Annotated in this window: 14 protein-coding genes; 7 read left to right on the forward strand and 7 right to left on the reverse strand. The window is 41.9% G+C overall.

Annotated features, from left to right (window positions below; all coding sequences use genetic code 11):
* The first annotated feature begins 3 nt into the window (after positions 1-3).
* On the forward strand, positions 4-2148 hold the full coding sequence (locus EGC86_RS04655) for a TonB-dependent siderophore receptor (protein ID WP_245423097.1): 2145 nt from the start codon (positions 4-6) through the stop codon (positions 2146-2148).
* A 122-nt stretch (positions 2149-2270) separates the two neighbouring features.
* On the opposite strand, the gene exeM is transcribed toward EGC86_RS04655, so the two are convergent.
* Complete coding sequence (gene exeM / locus EGC86_RS04660; RefSeq protein WP_123776775.1) at positions 2271-4883, reverse strand: extracellular exonuclease ExeM; 2613 nt, start codon at positions 4881-4883, stop codon at positions 2271-2273.
* A gap of 579 nt (positions 4884-5462) precedes the next feature.
* Between exeM and EGC86_RS04665 the strand changes: the two genes are divergently transcribed.
* Positions 5463-6902: a methyl-accepting chemotaxis protein gene (locus EGC86_RS04665; protein WP_123776776.1), complete on the forward strand. Its 1440-nt coding sequence runs from the start codon at positions 5463-5465 to the stop codon at positions 6900-6902.
* A 136-nt stretch (positions 6903-7038) separates the two neighbouring features.
* Here EGC86_RS04665 and EGC86_RS04670 read toward each other — a convergent pair whose 3' ends face one another.
* Together EGC86_RS04670 and pmbA are read right to left on the reverse strand one after the other, a co-directional pair.
* Complete coding sequence (locus EGC86_RS04670; protein WP_123776777.1) at positions 7039-8406, reverse strand: hypothetical protein; 1368 nt, start codon at positions 8404-8406, stop codon at positions 7039-7041.
* A gap of 199 nt (positions 8407-8605) precedes the next feature.
* Positions 8606-9985: a metalloprotease PmbA gene (gene pmbA, locus EGC86_RS04675; protein WP_011639136.1), complete on the reverse strand. Its 1380-nt coding sequence runs from the start codon at positions 9983-9985 to the stop codon at positions 8606-8608.
* Between the two features lie 159 nt (positions 9986-10144).
* Here pmbA and yjgA point away from each other — a divergent pair, with 159 nt between their 5' ends.
* The 5 genes from yjgA (at position 10145) to EGC86_RS04700 (ending at position 16052) form a co-directional block, all read left to right on the forward strand.
* Positions 10145-10678, forward strand: coding sequence for a ribosome biogenesis factor YjgA (yjgA, locus tag EGC86_RS04680; protein WP_123776778.1), 534 nt, complete (start codon positions 10145-10147; stop codon positions 10676-10678).
* 47 nt (positions 10679-10725) lie between these two features.
* The gene (locus EGC86_RS04685; RefSeq protein ID WP_123776779.1) at positions 10726-13206 is read left to right on the forward strand and encodes an autotransporter outer membrane beta-barrel domain-containing protein; all 2481 of its coding nucleotides are present in this window, start codon (positions 10726-10728) and stop codon (positions 13204-13206) included.
* A 309-nt stretch (positions 13207-13515) separates the two neighbouring features.
* Positions 13516-13917, forward strand: a complete 402-nt coding sequence (locus EGC86_RS04690; RefSeq protein WP_011639139.1) for a YajG family lipoprotein — start codon at positions 13516-13518, stop codon at positions 13915-13917.
* A gap of 336 nt (positions 13918-14253) precedes the next feature.
* The gene (locus EGC86_RS04695) at positions 14254-15144 is read left to right on the forward strand and encodes a LysR family transcriptional regulator (protein ID WP_207893031.1); all 891 of its coding nucleotides are present in this window, start codon (positions 14254-14256) and stop codon (positions 15142-15144) included.
* Between the two features lie 395 nt (positions 15145-15539).
* Positions 15540-16052 carry a tetratricopeptide repeat protein gene (locus EGC86_RS04700; RefSeq protein ID WP_102036056.1) on the forward strand — a complete coding sequence of 171 codons (513 nt, stop codon included), beginning with the start codon at positions 15540-15542 and terminating at the stop codon, positions 16050-16052.
* A 178-nt stretch (positions 16053-16230) separates the two neighbouring features.
* On the opposite strand, the gene EGC86_RS04705 is transcribed toward EGC86_RS04700, so the two are convergent.
* The 4 genes from EGC86_RS04705 to EGC86_RS04720 are packed head-to-tail and all read right to left on the reverse strand — an operon-like array spanning position 16231 to position 20970.
* Complete coding sequence (locus EGC86_RS04705; protein WP_102036057.1) at positions 16231-17376, reverse strand: ABC transporter permease; 1146 nt, start codon at positions 17374-17376, stop codon at positions 16231-16233.
* A complete protein-coding gene (locus tag EGC86_RS04710) occupies positions 17373-18545 on the reverse strand; it encodes an ABC transporter permease (RefSeq protein WP_123776780.1) in 1173 nt (390 codons plus the stop codon). Before EGC86_RS04710 ends, EGC86_RS04705 begins: the two co-directional genes overlap by 4 nt.
* 12 nt (positions 18546-18557) lie before the next feature.
* Complete coding sequence (locus tag EGC86_RS04715; RefSeq protein WP_123776781.1) at positions 18558-19547, reverse strand: HlyD family secretion protein; 990 nt, start codon at positions 19545-19547, stop codon at positions 18558-18560.
* On the reverse strand, positions 19537-20970 hold the full coding sequence (locus tag EGC86_RS04720) for a TolC family protein (RefSeq protein WP_245423098.1): 1434 nt from the start codon (positions 20968-20970) through the stop codon (positions 19537-19539). Before EGC86_RS04720 ends, EGC86_RS04715 begins: the two co-directional genes overlap by 11 nt.
* Positions 20971-21038: the final 68 nt, after the last annotated feature.

Here is a 21038-nt window from a genome sequence, read left to right on the forward strand (position 1 = left end):
ACCATGAAATTAAATAAAATTAATTTAGCTGTATTATGTGCCATCAGCCTCAGTCAGCAGGCCATTGCCGCCGACACAGTGCCTGATGAAAACACTAAAAAAGAAAATATCGAAACAATTGAAGTAAAAGGCAGTTACATTGCCGGCTATAACGCCCACTCAGCCAGCGGCGCATCACGCTTAGATTTAGCCATTACCGATATTCCCCAATCTGTTTCAGTCATTACCGATGCCCAATTGCAAGATTTTCAGTTGCATGACATTAACGCGGCACTCGATACCGCTACCGGCGTCAATGTTGAACGTATTGAGACTGACCGTACGTATTATACCGCTCGTGGTTTTGACATTACGAACTTCCAAATCGATGGTATTGGTTTACCGCTAACATCTGGTAACAACCATGCCGACGAAGACACAGCTATTTACGACCGTATTGAGGTCATCCGTGGAGCCAACGGTTTAATGACTGGCGTAGGTAATCCATCGGCAACCATTAACTTCATTCGTAAACGCCCAACAGCAGACAATCAACTTACGGTTAATGGTACTTATGGCAGCTTTAATAATACCCGCTTAGAAGCAGACGGAACGGTCAGAATAAATGACACCTTTGCCGCTCGTGCAGTTGCCGTTACCCAAAGCAAAGACTCTTACTTAGATCGCTACCAAACAGACAAAAATGTCTTTTATGTGTTTTTAGAAGCCAACTTATCTGACGACACTAGTTTGTCACTAAGCCACAGTTACATGAATAACGATGCTACCGGCAATAACTGGGGCGCGTTACCGTTATATTATACTGACGGCAGCGCGACTAATTACGACAGATCGACCAATACCTCTGCCGACTGGTCAAACTGGCAAGTTGTTAAAAATAATACTGTGTTAGAGCTTAGCCATCATTTTAATGATGATTGGCGTTTACGGGCGACTTATTCACATAAAACAACCGATGAAGATACTGAGCTATTTTATGTTTTCGGTACGCCAGACAAGGATACCGAATTAGGCTTAACCGGTTATGGTAGCGAATATGATTTAGATGATAAGCATGACCTAATCGATATGTATGTTGATGGTAACTTCAGCTTGTTCGGCCGAGATCATCAGATTGTAGCGGGGGTGAATTACTCTAAAATGAGCTACACCGACAGCTCACTTTACGATTACACTACCGGCAACGGCTTCCCCAAGATGCCAGATCTCAACACCTGGGACGGCAATACACCAAAGCCGACCTTCAAAGATAGCTTACGTGGCAGTGATGTCTCGCGTGAACAGCAAGCCGCCTATTTCACCGGACGATTTAACATCGTTGATGATTTGCACGTTATCGTTGGTGGTCGCTACAACGACTGGCAGGCAGAAGGTGTGTCTTATGAAGTAGACCAAGAAGCTGACTACCAAAAGTTTATCCCTTATTTAGGCGCCGTTTATCGCTTTATGCCAGAGTTAGTGGCTTATGCAAGCTACACCGAAACCTTCGTACAACAAGATGAAGTGGATATTGACAATCGATTCCTTGATCCCATTACCGGTGAAAGCCGCGAAATTGGTTTAAAAAGTGAATTGTTTAATGGACGTTTAATTGCCAGCCTAGCGTACTTTGATGTGGTTCAAACCAATATAGCAGTACTTGACCCTGCCACTGAAGGGTTACCAATAGACTTACAGAAGTATTATGGTTCCGACGGTATCAGCAGCACAGGTTATGAAATCGATATTGCTGGTGAAATTTATTCAGGTCTTAATGTCAGTATTGGTTATACCGATTTTGATATCGAAGGTGATGATATCGTTGCAGCTTACACACCGAGCAAGTTATTCAAACTAGCAGCCACTTATGACTTTGAAGCCATTGAAGGATTCTCTGTCGGCATGAACATGCGTTGGCAAGATGATATTTCTCGCAACCAAGGCGTCGTTGCCGTAGGGTTTGATAATGCAGGTGCTGACATTGTCACTAAGCAAGACGCTTACACCATTATCGACCTCATGGCTAAATATCAAATCACCGACAACTTAGGTTTAGCGGTTAATGCCAATAACGTTGGCGATGAGAAATACATCAATAGTTTATATTGGGCTCAAGGGTATTACGGTGTACCTGCCAATTATAGCGCGACCTTAACCTGGAAAATGTAAGTTTAAACAGCATCAATTAAAGAGTAAATGATGTAACCCGCTAATGGCCTGCGTCACTTACATAAAAAAAGGATGACCCAATGGTCATCCTTTTTTATTAGTGCTTAAACAGTCAATAAAAATTAACTGCGACGGCGTAAGCCTAGCGCACCTAATAACATCAACGCAAAGTAGCCTAAGCTACCACCATCACTGTCTTGAACAGGCTCTGGTGTTGGTGTTACTGGCGTTACTGGCGCTGGATAGCTTAATGCAATAATCACTGGATCGTGGTCTGAAGCTGAAAATGGACTTTCAGTTTTAACCAGCTCTCCGGTGTACTTGCTACCATATTCAAACAGGTTAGATTCAACTGAGTTAATGTGCCAGTCGTCAATACCCACTAATTTAGCCGCTAAACTTTCATTGGCTAACGCATGGTCTAAATTACCTAATTCGCCGTTATAGCTATATGAGTAAGTATCTGCACCATGTGCTTGAGTGTTTAAGTTAATTAAACCATAACCTTTATCAATCACGCTGCCTTCACGCTCGTACACTTTACCGTTTAAGGTAGTCCACGATGCGGTGCGGATAACATGGTCAGTGGTTGAGGCATCATAATCAGTTAATACTGCAACCGGATCTTCTTTGCCATAGGCATTTAAATCACCAATAACCAGTACATCACCTTCAACATCTTTTAGTGACTCACCGAGTACTTTAGCTGCCGATACACGGAAAGAGTTACACTTTCCTTGTAAATCCGCTGGCTCACCGTTTTCGTTAAATTCAGCCCAATCTTCAATACAACCTGAACCTTTCGATTTTAAGTGGTTAACCACAATCGTCAGTTTTTCATCATTAATGCTAAAGGTTTGCACTAAGCTATGACGTTGGAACTTGTCATAGCTAGGGTTTTGCTCAACAACGCCATCTTTCTCGCGGGTTTGAGCACCTTCTGCTGCATGTTGTTCTGGCGTCGCAATCACTTTTGCCGCACCGTCTAATGTAATACGGGCTGGGCGATATAACATGCCAACCGTAATCGCATCACTGCCGATAAACTTGTCTTCATACTTATCAGCATCTTCAATTTCAACAAAACGATACGCTTGATCATCAGTTAATTCTGCGTTCAATGCATCTACTAGGTTTTGAATAGCACTTAACTCGCCAAAGCCATTGTTAGCGATTTCCATTAAGCCAACAACATCAGCATTCATGGCTACAAGCGCATTCACAATTTTAGTACGCTGTAACACCATTTCTTCTTCTATTAATGCACCACGGTTGCTGCCTGATGGATTAGCATCACCGCCAACGACGTCATTGAAGAAGTTCAACACGTTAAAGCTCGCCACGCGAATGTCACCCATATCTGCCACTGTAGGCGCATCGGTACGATCATTTACACGGATAAAATCGCCAGCAGAAATAAGGTTAGTAGGTAAGATGCGGTATGCGTTGTAGCTATAACCAATAACGCCTTCAAGGTTAGTGAGTTGATCGCCAACACGAATGTAACCAGTTTCAGCGTTAAAATCTGGGAAGTAAGGCACTTCGCCATCTTTCGCTTTGAAATCAGATTCAACAAATAACTGGTTTATTGTGTTAGCTTTAGCCAGTGCAATAGAATCTGCAGAGTTTGGCTCAAATACTTGAGTAGGTTTCATTAATGGCGCTTTATGTGACAACACCATATTGTTACGACGTCCGTCATAATCGTAGCTAAAGGTACGGGTGATTTTCATCTCACTGCCCGCATCTAATACCACTTTCATGCCTTCAACACGCTCTAATGCTTGCGTTAGGGTTTCGCCATCTGCAACATAAAATGCACTGGCTACAGGCACTTCACCTAATGCACCAACTTCAAATTTTTGTTCGTCTTTAAGGTTAATCTGAGTCGAGCCGTAATACTCGTTTACTTTACCTTGCACACACACTTCAGTACCTGGCTGAATAGTGTCTGGAGCGGCTTCGTTCAAGAAGACAAAAATGCCGTCTGAAGTATAAGGTGAGTTGTCACCTTGCATGTCTTGAATAAAGAAACCTTTGTATAAACTGTCGCTTCTAGAAGTAACAATGCCTTTTACGGTCACTTCATTAGCCGACTCATAACTACCATCGACAATTAATGGGCTTGAATCACCAGCGCCTTGAATGTCATAAATATTCGTTAGCGTTGCACCGTTACAAGTAAATGTACTTGGTTCTGGTGTAACAGCGGCGTCAAGCGAGCCCAAACCACTAAAGGTGTCTTTATCTAATGTGGCCCATTGGCTAGCATCATAAGTGGTGCTAGCGGTTAAGGAGTCTAATTTACGCTGAAATGTGGTGTCGAACCCCCAACCTGCTGGCGTTGGAATTTCACCAACAACATCAACCAACACACCGTCTTTTAATAGGCCGACAGCATCACCACCATTAAAGTACAAGTTACCAGTCATAGAGTCGGTTGAGGCTGGTAAGGTAATCGCTGCACTTGGGTGCAAAATGACTTTGACACTTTTTGCCGCAATAGTGTCAGTTAACTCCACCATATCAAGCGATGCCGAGTCACCGTCTTTATAACGTACTAATTTGTAGCCTGTTAAATCAATTGCAACGTCACTGTTGTTATACAGTTCAATCGCTTTGTTGTTTGAACTACCTTCAACGTATTCACTAATTAACACTTCTGCATTTGCCATTATCGGCAATGCTGCTGCAACTGCGAGTGAAACCGCCGTTAGTTTAGTCAGTCCTTTCATTTTTAAACCCCATATTTTGTAATATAAATGCTATTTTTTTGTAATATGCGGGGCGATTGTCCCAAAGTTTGTTTACAGAAAAAAGAACATTGATCACATTAATGAGGTAAACAAATTTTCTATCTGATTGATTACCAAGTAATTTTGTTTTAATTAGAAAACGGTAATAGATAAAGTTAAAAATACTTCAACTAAAACAATAGCTAGCACAAGAACAAGAGGCAGGGATTTAGATGTTAAAAAATATAAATTCTGTAACACTTATATACAAAAAACTATAAAATTAACGACATACGGTTTAATATTTTATCTCACGTCATCAAATAATATTGAACATTTAGGATTTTTACCCGATCATTACATTAACATTGGTCATTTACACTGCTCGAATGTTAAGTACACCATGCATATAAACCAATAAATCACTTAAGATATGTGATTTATTGTCGATATTGATCATGACTCAATGTTATGTTGGTCACAGAAGAATATTATAAAGTTGACTATTTTAGTATCCAAATGCTAATAGCTCATCTAATATTTGAATTTATTGTCTTTACCGGTTTAGGTGCTCAAACCATGAAACAAGTTGATTTCAGAACTATCGATAAACTTTTCATCAAAATGTCCATTAATGATAAATTTTGGGCTATTTTCGGACTGTTCCTGATCATTTTATCAAGTGTATCGATTAGTAGTTACTTTAGTAAAATTGAAAATATTGAACAGCAATCGTTACATGTTTTAGAACAAAAAACCGCTGCTACTGTCCAAGCTCTTGAGGCGACAAGTCAGCTAGACCAAGCTTCAAACTTAGGTTTGCAAGTCTCAGGTCGTTCGCAAACCAGTTCACGCCAACAAGATACTATTACCGCTGTGTATGCATTAGATGGCCAATATTATACATTGAGCGAATCAGTTTCTGGACAAGAAGCCAATGCTAAACAAGCTGCATTAATGTCACTGCTAATGTCATTCTTATGGATAATACCTTTTATAGTAGTGATTTACTGGACAGCAACTTTCCTTGGTGGTGCACTTTGGGTGTTATGGGATACTACGGAAAAAATTGCTAAAGGAGATTTAACTTCTCGTTTAGGTTTCCATCCTGGCCGTGATGAATTCGGTACCATTGGTTGCGCACTCGATAAAGCCATGGATACATTGACCGAGCTCGTTGTTGCAGTGAAAAAAAGTGCCGATACCTTGCAAACGACCTCCAGTTCATTTGCCAATGACGCAGTGCAAAGCGCGGAACAAATTGATTTACAATATGCTTCACTTGACTCAGTTGCTACAGCAATGGAAGAAATGACGGCATCAGCTGCCGAAGTATCTAATATCGCTCGAAATTCAACTCAACGCGTTGAACAAGATTCAGAGTATACACGTCAGAGTTATGACCGAGCTAAGCGTGCGATTAATGAAATTAAGCAGTTATCGACCTACATTGAACAAACATCAAATTCGGTCAATACCCTAAAAATTAATGCGACTAATATTAATGAAGTGATCACCACCATTAATGCTATTTCAGATCAAACCAACTTACTGGCATTAAACGCAGCAATTGAAGCAGCACGCGCAGGTGAAATGGGCCGTGGTTTTGCGGTGGTTGCAGACGAAGTAAGAACCCTTGCGGGTCGTACACAAGCTGCGACGGTTGAAATTCATAAAATGATTGAATTACTGCAAAGTGAAACGCTCAATATTGACAGCATTACTCAAGATACCGTCAAGCAAGCACAAACCAGTAGCGATCTAATTACTAATATTGGAACCGATATTAATGCCATTTCTGAATCAGCAAATTCAATTATGGACATGAGCTTCCAAATTTCTACATCGTCAGAAGAACAAAGTGCAGTGGCCAATGACATTGCAAAAGAGCTGACGGACATAAGACTGAAATCAAATATTATTAGAAGCTTATCGCAACAGTCTTCAAGTGGTGTTAAAGATCTTGCAAAAGCATCAGCTGATTTGGGTAAAATTCTTAGTCGATACCGTACTAATTAATCTCAGCTCAGATTATAACTTATTAGTTTGTATGTTTATTTGAATATAAGCGCTAAATGAAAAGCCGATATCGATGATATCGGCTTTTTTATGCTTTATAAGCGGTGATTTAACTCACTATCAATTAAACTTAATATTACTGTAATGACGTAAGTCTATGACCTAAAGCGCTTGTACTGTCTGGAGTCAGCACAAAAGTATAATTACTGTCGCCATCAAAGCTGATTGAATCAGACTGATAAACTAAGGTTTGCGTGCCATTATCGGCTTCGTAAACAATGTTAATTTCATAATCATCTTCAGGCAGTGTCAGGCTGAGTTGTTCCACAAAATCTAAATCCGTTAAGGTGTATTCGGCGGTTTCAATGGTTTCTGAAGCGCGGACAAAATACACGGTTAGGTCATCATAATCATAAGCTAAATTCACCACATCGACTTTATATTCAAAAGCTCGAGGTCGTAAGTCTTGCTCGATTACCATACCTTTAACAGAACTGTCTTCTTGCTGATAAATCAGTAAAGACTTCACTTCATCTTGGTTAAACGTTACCAACAAGTTATCAAACAACTTGGCTTTACTGGTCGCATCTTTAGTGGTGAGACCATAATCATTAAACGATGTTGATTGGTAAGCCGTTACTGTGAAGGGTGAAATACCATACAAGTATTGTGTTTCTTGCTTGCTGGCCACATCAACATCAATGCTTTGCGTTTCTAAACCATTAAACACCCGGTAATCGGCAGTTGCCTCTAACGCGGCGTAAGTGACAGGCGTTGTGGTTGAGTCAATACTGTCGATAGTGACGTTAATATCACCCGCACCAAAGCTATTACGAATAATCAATTTATAGGCGGTTTCGGAGGTTAAACTCATGCTACCTGTGGTGTAGAGCACATTTTTAGTGCCTGTTTCGGTAAGATAGACAATATAATCATCTGTATCGAATATCTGTTCGCTGGTGTAACTACTGTATGGCACATTACCCAGCATCACCGCTTCGTCAATGGTTTGGGTATCGAGTGAAATATAGGTATCAAACGCACCTTCATCAGTGGCTACGTTAGCCACCAACACTTCCATTTTACTGTAGTCATTATCATCGTCGGCATTTAACTCGTCCATTTCATCACGTGAATAGTTAATATCCAGTAGTTCGGGATCATGATAGTCACCATACAAAACATACAAATGGTTCGAGTCGCTCGCTAAATCAACGGTGTCGCTGTAAACGGTTACCGTTTCACTATCTTCATCTTGACCATAAATTTCCAGTTCTGTACTCCCTGTACTATAAGCATAGCGCGGCATTGCATCAGCAAAATCAACCGCCGTATATGAATAGTCATCCAGTACTAACGAAGTCGATGTGCTATTAGGTGATGCATTATAAAACTGCACATAAGCGACATCATCACTGCTTTCTTCACTGTCTGAGCCACACCCTAGTAACAAGGCTCCCATTACAGACACCATCATCAATCGACTTATTTTTTTGTTAAACATATTTACTCCATTAACCATCTAGTTACATTTGCAAGAGTTATGACAACCCTTGCCTGTAAACGACTGTCAAGAAAGGTAAAGTAAAGATATAAAACGTAAAGAGCCAAATTAAAGTTAAAAAAAATCCTCTTAATCAATTAGATAAGAGGCTTTAATTCTTTTTGCATTTGAACCATAAATGCATTTTCAGCAAAAGGGGTTAATTACCCGCGATTTTCATCTCGCTCAGTAAAATACCGCCGGTGCGGATTGATGAACGTAAATCGCGATCTTTACCTACGCCTTGTATTCCCATAAACATATCTTTTAAATTACCCGCGATAGTAATTTCTTCTACTGGATACAACACTTCGCCATTTTCAACATAAAAACCTGCCGCGCCACGAGAATAATCACCAGTAACGCCATTAACGCCTTGGCCCATCACTTCCGTAACAATTAAGCCGGTATTCATGGCTTTAACCAAGTCATCAAAGGTTTGATTTGAATGGCTTAGGGTCCAGTTATAAATACCACCAGCATGGCCTGTATTGGTCATCGATAATTTACGCGCCGAATAACTGGTTAATAAGTAAGTTTCTAGCTGGCCACGATCAATAATACGACGGTCTTGGGTTGCCACGCCTTCACTGTCGTAATTAGCACTGGCCAGAGCACCAATTAAATGCGGTTGTTCTTCAATACTAAACCAGTCTGGGAATATTTGAGTATTCAATGCTTCCATTAAGAAGCTCGACTTACGATAAATACTGCTGCCACTAATTGCGCCGATTAAATGCCCCATTAAGCCAGTGGCAATTTCTGGCGCAAACAACACTGGCATTTTTGCAGTCGCAATTTTACGGGCATCCAATCGACTTAAGGTTTTGTTTGCCGCTTGTAAACCTACCGCTTCAGGTGACAGTAAATCATGATATTTACGGGCAACTGTATAGTCATAGTCGCGCTGCATATTGCCATCAGACTCTTCGCCTATGACCACACAACTTAAACTGTAGCGAGAGCTGCAATAGCCGTTAAGAAACCCATGGCTATTACCATAAACTCTGGCGGCAGTATGGGCATTAGCACTCGCACCGTCTGAATTACGGATACGGCTATCAACCGACAAGCTGGCTTCTTCAGCACGAATAGCCAACTGAGCGAGCTCTTCTGCATCGATATCTTGTGGATGATATAACTCTAAGTCGCGAATATCTTGCGCCATCAAAGCGGGATCAGCCAAACCGCTGAAAGGATCTTCTGAAGTATATTTTGCAATACCATCAGCCGCTTTTACCGCTTGGCGAATCGCCTCTGGGCTTAAGTCTGAGGTTGATGAGCTGCCTTTGCGACCATCACGGTAAATGGTAATGCCTAACGCACCGTCTTTATTAAACTCAACGGTTTCAACTTCTTTTTCACGGGTTGAAACCGACAAACCTTGCTGCTTACTGATAGCCACTTCAGCGGCCGAAGTGCCTAACTCTTTCGCATATTCTAATGCGACAGATACAGCGTCTTTTAACGCCGATAATTCAGAATCAATTCTAGGTGTTGGTTCAGTTGCGCGAGGCGCTGAAGAAGGATGAGAAGCCACAAATTTACTCTTTGATTAGTCTAATTGACGCTAGCATATCAAATTCAATTGGCGATTGATAACCGCGCATTTATATCGCAGTTGATCATCAATAAATTCTGCATATTCTAGGCCAAATAAATGCTATCATTAACGCATATTGACTTGAGGTTTATGACTATGAAAATTGTTGGCGATTCTGAGCTATTTCAGCAGCCCTATGATAATGATGACAACTATGTCAGCAGAACAGGCGTTAAAAAAGAAAGTGAGGATGCTCAAGCACTTGGCATGCGTTTAGTGGCCCTGAGCAAAACTCAATTAGACAAAATGGGTTTAGATGAATTTCTGTATGATGCGATTCTAAAAACAAAACTGATTAAACAAAAAACTGAAGCCTATCGCCGCCATTTACAATACATTGGTAAATTAATGCGTGGCTTTGAGCATGAGCCTATTGAAGCAGCACTGGATAAAGTGTTGAACAAAAACAATAATGAAGCTGCTCAAATACAGATTTTTGAAAAAATGCGTGAGCGTTTATTAGCAAATGGCGATGATGAGGTCCAAGTATTACTGGATTTGCATCCACAACTTGATCGTCAAAAAATGCGTCAACTGATCCGCCAAGCGAATAAAGAACTGGCTAAAGGCCCAGAGTCAAAATCGTCTAAAGAGTTATATAAGTATTTAAGATCTGAAATACAAGACTAGGGTCCATCTCTAAAAATAGTCTGTTTAATAGAATAAGGATGTTGCTAATGCGGCTAAAAATGATGACTCGCACACTATTGTTATTATTAACTTCAGTGTTGTTATTTACAGGTTGTAACGGTGCCGCGGACGGCACCGATACTGACACATCGAATGATAGTTATAGTATTACCGTCAGCTATCAAAATGTCGTTAATGGCCAATGTGATACGAGTACTGACTCACTGATTTTTGATCTTGATAGTAGCTTCTGTGCCGTTGCACACCTTAAGTTAGGTAATGCCAACGTCAGTGGCGCACTCATTACTTTTAGTACCACCAATACAGCAATAACGCCTACAACGGTGTTAACCTTGTCTTCTGGTCTTGCGACAACAGTTGTCACATCAAGCAGCACCAACGCCGGCACGCTTAGCGTGAGTTACTCTCCAAGTGATGCTGATGCAGTTAGTGCGACTCGCAATTATCAATTTAAAGAATATGACACCAGTGTTCCTGTCGAAGCAATTAAATTAACCGCTTCTATAAGTGATGCAACCGGTCCGATTACTCGCTTTAATATTGATAAAACAGTTCAACTCAATGCCTTGCTTACTGACAGTAATAATCAAGCTATTGCTAACCAAATTGTGACATTCAATGCTGGTAGTGCTTCGTTAGCGCCAGCAACTGCACTAACAAAATCTTCAGGCATTGCTACGCTCAACTATACGCCGTCCGAGGCAGAGTTAGGTGCCAGTCTGTTAACCGTCACCACAGAATATCAAGGTAGTACTCTCACCAGCAGCAGCGCTTTTGAAGTGTTAGCGTCTGACGATATTGCTACGAATGGTAATGTTAAGATGGGCTCGTATAATGCTAATGGTGAGTTTGTTGAAAGTGAATTGGCGACAACGCTAGCCGCAACAACTGATGGCAGTTATAACATTAGCGCCGGTGGCACATTTGGGATTACAGCTACGTTAGTTACCGAAAACACCGATGGCACATTAACACGCTTGCAAAGTCCAACCAGCATCAGCTTTAGTTCTGACTGTTCTACCAATGACAACGCCACACTTGATTCACCTGTCACTAGCTTATCAGGCTCCGCTAGCTCAACTTTTTCAGATGTCAGTTGTAGTGGCAATAGTGAACGTAATGACACCATCATTGCGACAGCAACTGTTAATGGCAGTAGCTTAAACGCAAGTTTACCTTTTACCTTAGCCCGTCAAACGTTATCTAATGTGAGCTTTGTGTCAGCTGACCCAAGCCAAATCCGCATCAAAGGTTCAGGCGGCACCGGTTCAACTGAATCATCGTTAGTGACCTTCTTAGTGACTAGTGCAAATGGCCAACCAGCAGCACAACAAACGGTTAATTTTAGCTTAGACACCAGTGTGGGCGGTTTACAATTTGCTAATGGTAAAGTGACGGACAACAGTATTACCAATTCCCAGGGATTAGTCAGTGTGCGAGTGCAAGCTGGCACCATTCCAACCCCTGTAAGAGTGGTGGCATCAACCACAGACGCCGACACTAACCAAACCATTACCAGCCAATCAGAACAGCTGACCGTCAATACCGGTTTGCCACAACAGCTTGGTTTTAGTATTTCAAGATCAAATGGCAACCCTGAAGCGGGCGACTACAATGGTGAAGAAGTTACCATTACAGCGTATGCCTCTGATAGTTTTGCAAACCCTGCACCAGACGACACTACCATCAACTTTACCGCTGAAGGTGGTCAAATCCAACCATCATGTACGATTGCAAATGGCAGGTGTTCCGTCATTTGGACATCAGCATCACCACGAGTCAGTGACCATCGCGTAACGATTATGGCTTATGCGCTAGGGCACGAAACCTTCTTCGATATCAATGGCAACAATGTATTTGACGATGCTGATGGCGGCGTAGTTAACGGCTGTTTAAGCGATACAACGTCAGTAGCATGTAGTGGAAATGGCATGGATGTAGAAACTTACCATGACGGTGGTTTTGTTGACTTGCCTGACGCCTTTAGAGATGACAACGAATCTCGCGTCCATGATTCAGGTGAACCGTACTTTAATATTCAAGCGAGTAACACATATCAATTAGCTGACGGTAAATTTAACGGCCCACAATGCCAAGGTACATTATGTGATAGCACGGCTATGAGCACTTATATCCGTAAAGCATTAGTATTAACAATGTCAGGCTCTGATGCTAATTTCGTGGTTAGCCAAGATGGCAGCTTGATTAATAATTACGACACTGATGTTCAGCCTATTGCACTAGATGCAACGGCAAAGTTTGATGTGGTACTCACTGATAGCGCCAATCAGATATTGCCTTCAGGTACAACTTTAACGGTTACTAGCACCGAAGGTGAATTGCAGTTCACTGGTTATACCGTACCTAACAAGAGTTCAGCAGGAGGAACATCAACCTCATTTACCTTGAAAAATAATGGTACACCCGGCACAAGCCAAGTCACACTGACAGCAACTACGCCTAAAGGTGTGGTCACTGAATTGATATTTTATGTGACCTTGTCATAAGCTCAATATTCTCACGTCCTATAATATTTACCGATCATTAATGCCTGCTACTTAAGCAGGCTTTTTTTATACTTGGCATTAACAAATATGTTGATACAATAAGACATGTTATACGGTATTAGATCGATACTTTGTTGAAATTAAGAACTATTTTTCTAACTGACTTTATGTTCAGCTAACAAATTGTTCTGCGAGTAAATAGCGCACAACACCTCTCGTTTCGATACCATCAATAGCATCTGTAAACAGGGCTAGTTTACTACTCCGAGGGACCGATTTACGACTCTCGACGCATACTAAGGAATACTAATGCGCAAAATTTCTCTACTTCTTACCATTACAGCAGGCGTACTACTCACCGCTTGTGCAGCTAAACCACCCATTGTGGCTCAAAACAAAACGGTTGTCGTCAATGACCAAACTTTCGTACTTGGTGGCTCGTATGATAAAGCAAAAAATAAACTGCTATTGACCGCTAATGGTGACCCGATCATGCAGGGTCGATTCCCGCCAATGACGCCTACTCAAAATCTTAATGCAAACTTTAAAGATATGAAATTTAAAGGTGATTGTTACTTTGGTTCGGTACTAGGAGATCAAGGTGGAAGCTTTGGTATTGTTGCTAGCATTGTTCAATCGGCAAAATCGAGCACTGCAGATAAATGCGACATCTTTATCGATGGCACTAAGCAAGAAACACTGTACTTCTAATTAGACATATTAATTAAGCGCTAGCCCTGCTTACCCACCTATCTATTAATCTATTTCGTTATTTCAGCAGAGATAACGTAAAGTCAGTTAGCACCAAGTTGGTGCGAACAAGATACATTCAGCACCAGAGCAACTCAATCAATTTTTATAAAACTAGTTAAACCTATGTTTATAATAGACTTTAACTACTGGTCTAATCCTTGCTTTCTCTTCAAGAATAACCCTAGTCTCACTAAACGATTACTCAGTAGTCGACCCGAACACATTACAGATGTCATCACAATTGATTATCATCAAGGGGAAGTGAGTTGATAAACTGTCCTTGTTGAGAATTGAATGATCCCTTTACACACCTCCATGCGCGGCCTACGTTGTTTTTGCGTCGCTGCTGAATGCTTAAGTTTTAAAGAAACCGCTAAAAGACTGTATCTAACCCCTTCGGCGGTAAGTCATCAGATTAAACAGTTAGAAGAATCTCTAAACCAGAGCTTGTTTATTCGTCAAACCCGCGCGGTGACATTGACCGAAGTTGGCGCACGCTTTTACCAGGCCATCGAGCCGGTAATGCAGCAATTAGTCAACACAGTCAGTGAATTTAACCAATCAGACAGAATGCTCGAAGTCAGTATTTCAATGCCAGAATTCTTTGCCAGTGAACTGTTTATGCCTAAACTCATTGGTTGGTCATCTAAATATCCCAACATCAATCTTAAGCTCGAAACCATTAAGTCGCGCAGCGATACGATTAAGCACACTGATGCATCCATTATGCTCTCTGGTAAACAACAAACTAATGCCGATGTGTATGATTTATTTCCAATCACTTATATCCCTGCGTGTAATGCACAATTGCATGCTGAATTGTCTTCACAAGGTTTTAAAGCATTAACTCAGGTGCCATTAATATTGCATAAAGCTCGACCTTACGCTTGGCATCAATGGGCCGAAAATGTTGGCTTTGATGCATTTCAGCCTAAGCAGATAATTCAACTAGACAGTATGTTCAGTGTCGCCCGTGCCGCAGAACAAGGATTAGGTATTGCTCTCATTCCATTACCCATCAGCCAAGCATGGTTCGATAACGGCACCCTTCTGTCATTATTTCCTCATCCACTTTTTAGCCATGATCGCTATTACCTCATCCGTCATACTAATGAACAGCAGCGGCCAGAAGTGCAATTGCTGATCGATTGGATCCTCAAAAGTTTCCATGATGAAAGTCATTAGGTATCAAACTTCAAGGTAGACTTTGTAGCAAAGATTTGACAAAGCGGGGGAGCTGATTAGATGAACTTAACTGTTATTTAAAAAATTTCTCTCAAACCATGTCGTTCTTAATATCCATTACCTAGATCGACAGGACGTAGAGCATGTCGCAACATCGTGAGCGACTGAGTAATGATAAGGAAACAAACGCCGTAGGTGCATCCATGTAGACTTAAGTAAAACTGTAATGACTACTATATCTGCTGATTCACAATTTAAACCAATTAATTATTTCATCATCATAAGTGAATTTTTTTAACCCATTAATGCGTTTTTTATCGTTTGTCGACGCTAGTCGTTTTGACTAAAGTTCACCTGTAGCGCGGCGCTACACAAACGTTTAAAGGAGCGACATCATGAAAAAGAGCATCGTTAATGGCCTAATTTGTGCCACATTAGTACTAGCAGCATCGGCAAATGTTATGGCTGACGAGCAAGGTCAGCATATCAAGAGTAATGCCTACAAAATGGTATTAGTGGAAGATGTGCCTGGTGTTAATGCATTGCAATCAGGTGATGTCGAAGCTGGCTTAACCGCTACTTTATCTGCAAGTAAGTTCGCCGTGGATGACTATTCTCGTAACGTGAACTTGTGTGCTGGATATGTGCAACTAGCGGATATGGAAAAAGCCCAAAAAGCCTGTAGCGCAGCCGTGAAAAGTGCTCGTACCCAAGTGGCTATTCCTTCAATGACGGTTCGGGCTTATGCCTATAATAATCGTGGTGTAATGAAATTAATGAATAATGACAATATAGGCGCATTAGCCGATTTTAAGTATGCAGCAAAAGTCGATCACAGCGCTATATACCAACATAACGTTGAACGTTTAGAGGCAGCTTTAAACAATGCCCAAAACGGAATGATGTAATTGGATCTAGACCAAAAAAACCTTACGGTTACTCTTTATCAGTCCGCAATAAACCTCATAAAAAATGAAATAGACAGGTCTATCCAGATGATAGCTGTCTATTTTTGTTTGCCAAGTGACAAATCTAGCGATAAGGTAATTTCGATATGATAGAACCAACCTAGCATCTGTAGGTCTTCTATGATGTAACACTAACGCTTTTCTGTTTACGTGCTATAGCGACTATGGCCATGGTGGCGAAGACTGCAAACAAGCCCCATAATTGTAACCATTTAGGCATTACCGCCGACCAACCTGCTCCTAATTGATTTAACTCGAGCATCCCCATAATCGCTGGAACAGCTGGGATAACTTGAGATGCTAATACTAATGGTTCTGGAATTAATGCAATCGGCCACACAAAACCTGACACAAATAAAATCGGCATAGACACCAGTAAATACAATTGGGTAGGTAATTCCCGACGATTAAATAAACTACTGAGATAAATACCTAGCGATCCTGTGGCTAATAAAAAGGGCAACATAAATAATCCGACCTCAACCACCGTTGCAACCACGCTCACTTTGTACCAATAGAAACAAAAGCCTAAATAAAAACTACTAAATAGTGCGTAAATCATCATAAACACACTTAACCGTGCAAGCACCAAGGTTACTGGGCGTACTTGCTGCCAATAACCGGATTTGCGCCATTGGCCTGCGCCCAAAATACCGGTGCCAATTAATAACGTTTGATGCAGAATTAATAAGAATAATCCCGGCACCACATACGGTGTGTAGCCTAAACTGGGGTTAAACGCTGGAACTGAATTAATATTGACAGAATTAACCGCTTGCAGGGCAAGTTGGGGATTTTGACCGCGAGCCAACAAACCAATTAACTGCACTTGTTTACTTGCATCTATGCCTGCTGACACTAAGCCTTCAGCTACGGCAGAATAAATCAGAAAGTAACTCGCATCGCCGCCGTAACTTAATGTTGCGCCCTTACCTAGCAATAAATCGCGTCTAAAGTTAGCCGGAATAACCAATAACCCATGTGCTTTACCTTGATCGATCCACGTTTGTGCTTGATCAATACTGTTTACATTAGCGAGTATTTTTATCTTAGCACTGGCATCTGCGTGGCGAGTCACCAGCCTACTGAGTGACGAATTATCGTGATCAACCACCACGACCTGTTGCTCTGTCGGCACCTGATTCAAATACGGTAACGGATACAGAACCGAGTAAAATAACACTCCACCAAATAGCGTCATCACAATCGCTTTGTCAGCCAATATAGCTTTGCATTCTGCTACGATTAATTGCCAGAAGTTCATCGGTTGACCTCCAGATTAACCGGGAGACTAACTTGACCCTGTGGCGGTATTTTCTGCGCCTGACGCCCCAGCACATAAAGCAAAGGCAATAACAGTAAAAAGCCCCAATAAGAACTGATTTGAGTCAATACTTGCGGCAAGCCAACACCATAGCTGACGACGCTGACATGAGAGTCGATATAGTGACTCGATGGCATCACCAACCGCCACCATTTAGCCAATATGGGCATATCGTTTACCGGGAAGGTTATCCCCATAAACGCAAATGCTGGAGCAAATAATGCGGTACAGAAACTGACCGTGCGAGCACTGTCACGCATAATCATAAAAATAACCAACACTAACAACCACAATGCCATGAGCATGAATGCCTGAGCCAATAGCAATAACCATAATGAACCCGACACGGGCAAAGCTAAATAGTGGTATAACCACACTAAAATAAAGCCACTATGCACGAGCATTATCGGACTATAAAATAACACTTTAACCCACACTTTTGGCCAAATGTTTCGGGCTAAATAATAGCGTTCACCTTGAGGAATAAGCTCAGCATTAACACTATTAACAAAAACCAACATCGACAGTAATTGCCATAATGCAATCAATATCGGCGGGACTAAAAAACCAACATAGTTATTATTTCGGTTAAATAACGCCGTCGTTTGGTTACTAATAGGCGTTAAGCTCACATCAACGGTGGCTTTATTTGCGCCTTTAAGTAATAGGCTCACCTCGCCAATTTGCGTTAACCCCTCTGCAAGGCTGAGTTGTAGCTGGCTGGATAATAACTTTCCCACTAACAAAAATTGGCTGTTATAGCGAATATCAATAGTAGGTTGTTTTGATGTGAGTAAATCTTTTCTGAGCTGGTAAGGTAAAATAACTAGCCCGTATACTTGCGCTTGGCGCATAGCTTCAATCGCTGCTGCCTCATTGGCAAATGAGCGCGGTGCAATCACGGCATTAGCCGATAATTGCCTTGTTAGCATGCGGCTAATTTGACTGTTATCTAAGTCAACTACGGCAACGGGAAGCTGCCTTGGCAAGCCCGCACTGAATAACCACCAAAGTGCGATCACGCCAATTAGCGGAATATAGCTCACCAAAGCCAGTTGCCATGGTGAATGCCACAACGCTTTACATTCACGTCTGAATAGATGCCTCATCAGCAAGCCTTATTAATGTTCGGCAAGCTTATCGGCACGAAACAACACCGACATTCCAACTCGTAAGTCGGCAATTTTTTGCTTAGGTGTCAGTTCAACTTCGAAGGTACGCATATCAAAGTCGTGGCCGCTCTCGGTCGAGCGCCAAGTAGCAAAGTTACCCATGACACTCACGTGCGACACGGTAAATTCGACTTGCTGCTGTAATGCTGGAATATCTAACATGACGGTTTGATCTTGCTTAAATTGCAACAATTGATCTTCTCGAACTTGCAACACAGCCCACGCATCACTCATATCAATAATGCTCACCACCGGAAAACCACTCGGCGCAAGCTCACCAGCTTGTAATAATACTTCACTCACCTCAGCTTTTTTAGGTGAGCGCATTTGGCTGTCGGCTAAAATGGCATTCACCTCGTTAACTGCGCCTTCTGCCATACGAGTTTTACCTGCTGCTGCGGCTTTAGTTTCAACCCGGGCGCCTTCATTAGTCATTTGATACATAGCATAAGCTGCTTGCTCGGTATATTTAGCGGCTTGCCATTGGGTATAAGCTTCATCGCGTTTTTGCCGTGCAACAACACCTTCATCAAATAAGTTTTCAATTCGTTGATAAGTTTTTAGGCTGAGTTCGGTCGCAGCTTTCGCTTTTAACCATTGCTCTTTAGCCGCGGTAACTTGTTGCTGCCTTGCACCGTTATTAGCTTGTTGTTGCATAGCGGTTGCCGCTTCGAGACCGCCTTGGGCCTGCAATAGCTTGGCATCTAATTCTGGGCTGCTGATAGCAAACAAAATATCATCCACGTCGACTTGATCTCCTTTGCGAACTAAAACTTGCTCAACTCGGCCAGGAACTTTAGACGAAATATTATATTCACGAGCTTCTATTTGCCCTTGTAACACTGTCGGTTGAGGCGTAAAAGCCAGCTTTACGCCGTATCCTAGCAGTAATAAAACTAGCACGAATGCGACCACTGCAATGATCTTGTTAGCCCGCATAAGCAGCCCCTTGAAGTTGAGTTCGGTTAATAAATTCATCTACTTGACCACTAATGGCCATCACTTTGGCGTAGGCTTGCATATAACGATATTTAGCCCCTAATTGCTGAGTTTTAACCGCAGTTAAGCTTAACTCCGCATCGATTCTATCGATTGAAGTGGATAATCCTTGGTTAAAGGACAATTCTCGCAAACGTAAATTTTCGGTCGCTAATGCTAATGACACATCCAGTGCATCCGCTTCTTCTTTAGCTTGCAGCATCTGCCGATAACTCTGATCAATCAGCAAACTTAAATCTTGTTTGGTTTGAGCTTTGGTATAACGCGCTTGCAGTAAAGCACTTTTCGCCGCTTGCACTTTTCCGCTGCGGCCATCACGGCTAATAAGCGGTATGCTCATACCAACACCTACCATCCAGTCGGGCTCCACTTGAGAAAATAAGCTGTCATCTTCATATAAGGTGTAATTACCATATAAATACACTGTGGGGTAGTAACTGCCTTTTTCTAAGTCGACTAAACCATTGGCTTGGGCTTCTTTAGCTTCGAGTAGTTTTAATGCCGGATGCTGAGTTAATGTCAGCTGGCTAAGGCGTGGCAATGAAGGTTGTTGTTCGAGTAAAAACAGTGCCGAAATAGGATCGACCGACGGTATGTGTAACATCCTTGCTAAAGCAATTTCGGTCATTTCGTATTGACGCTTGGTTTTACCCCAGTTTACTTTGGCATTTTCTAACGCGACTTGGGCATTTAAGCGTTCAACTTTAGCGATTTGCCCTTGTTGCTCTAATTTTTGCGCATGATTGACATGCAAGGTTAACGAGTCCACCAGCTGCCTTTGGGTATCGACTAAAGTTTTTGTCACCGACACTGCGTAGTAGCGATCAACTAGCTGAAGAAATAACTCACGCCGAGCTAGGGCAAACTCTTGTTCTCTCTCTGAAACTTGGGCAGCATGTATTCCTTGGGCTGCAGTAATTTTACCGCCGGTATAAATGGGCCACATAGCTTGTAAGCTGGCACGAAACACATCTTGTTCAGTAAAAGGCGTCACAAAAAGAGAACCCGGAATACTCGCTAGAGCACTGCCAAGCGCCGGTGGCAATGTACTGCTATCAAGCACCGCAAGTGGGTTTAAATCTCGTAAATCTAGTTCGATAGGTTTTTCGAGGTGAGTATAGCTGCCAGCAATATTAAGCGATGGGTAATTTAACGCATCGCCTGCATCTTCTTCCGCTTTGGCGCGGTTGACTAGCTGAGCTTTAGCTTGAAGCTGATCACTCACTTGCGCCAATTGCTGCCAAGCATGACTAAAGGTGACAGGTTCAGCAAAGACACTAAGATGGACAAATAAAACACTGAAACACAGCGCAAATTTCACTCGTTTGCGACAATATGTACTGATATGACGTTGTGCAAACATAAACACCCCTAGAGTTAACACTCTAATTTTTGATGGATAATAACGTAGTTCCGTTATTATCACAGTCG

Origin of the sequence: Shewanella frigidimarina, from assembly GCF_003797125.1 — a bacterium.
Classification (GTDB): Bacteria; Pseudomonadota; Gammaproteobacteria; order Enterobacterales; family Shewanellaceae; genus Shewanella; species Shewanella frigidimarina.

What these genes read in the sequence shown, in the direction of transcription:
- EGC86_RS04665 (WP_123776776.1), top strand. Translation starts at nt 5,463, where the DNA reads ATGAAACAAGTTGATTTCAGAACTATCGATAAACTTTTCATCAAAATG.
- EGC86_RS04710 (WP_123776780.1), bottom strand. Translation starts at nt 18,545, where the DNA reads ATGAGGCATCTATTCAGACGTGAATGTAAAGCGTTGTGGCATTCACCA.
- EGC86_RS04700 (WP_102036056.1), top strand. Translation starts at nt 15,540, where the DNA reads ATGAAAAAGAGCATCGTTAATGGCCTAATTTGTGCCACATTAGTACTA.
- EGC86_RS04670 (WP_123776777.1), bottom strand. Translation starts at nt 8,406, where the DNA reads ATGTTTAACAAAAAAATAAGTCGATTGATGATGGTGTCTGTAATGGGA.
- EGC86_RS04695 (WP_207893031.1), top strand. Translation starts at nt 14,254, where the DNA reads ATGATCCCTTTACACACCTCCATGCGCGGCCTACGTTGTTTTTGCGTC.
- exeM (WP_123776775.1), bottom strand. Translation starts at nt 4,883, where the DNA reads ATGAAAGGACTGACTAAACTAACGGCGGTTTCACTCGCAGTTGCAGCA.
- yjgA (WP_123776778.1), top strand. Translation starts at nt 10,145, where the DNA reads ATGAAAATTGTTGGCGATTCTGAGCTATTTCAGCAGCCCTATGATAAT.
- EGC86_RS04685 (WP_123776779.1), top strand. Translation starts at nt 10,726, where the DNA reads ATGCGGCTAAAAATGATGACTCGCACACTATTGTTATTATTAACTTCA.
- EGC86_RS04720 (WP_245423098.1), bottom strand. Translation starts at nt 20,970, where the DNA reads ATGTTTGCACAACGTCATATCAGTACATATTGTCGCAAACGAGTGAAA.
- EGC86_RS04690 (WP_011639139.1), top strand. Translation starts at nt 13,516, where the DNA reads ATGCGCAAAATTTCTCTACTTCTTACCATTACAGCAGGCGTACTACTC.
- EGC86_RS04705 (WP_102036057.1), bottom strand. Translation starts at nt 17,376, where the DNA reads ATGAACTTCTGGCAATTAATCGTAGCAGAATGCAAAGCTATATTGGCT.
- EGC86_RS04715 (WP_123776781.1), bottom strand. Translation starts at nt 19,547, where the DNA reads ATGCGGGCTAACAAGATCATTGCAGTGGTCGCATTCGTGCTAGTTTTA.
- EGC86_RS04655 (WP_245423097.1), top strand. Translation starts at nt 4, where the DNA reads ATGAAATTAAATAAAATTAATTTAGCTGTATTATGTGCCATCAGCCTC.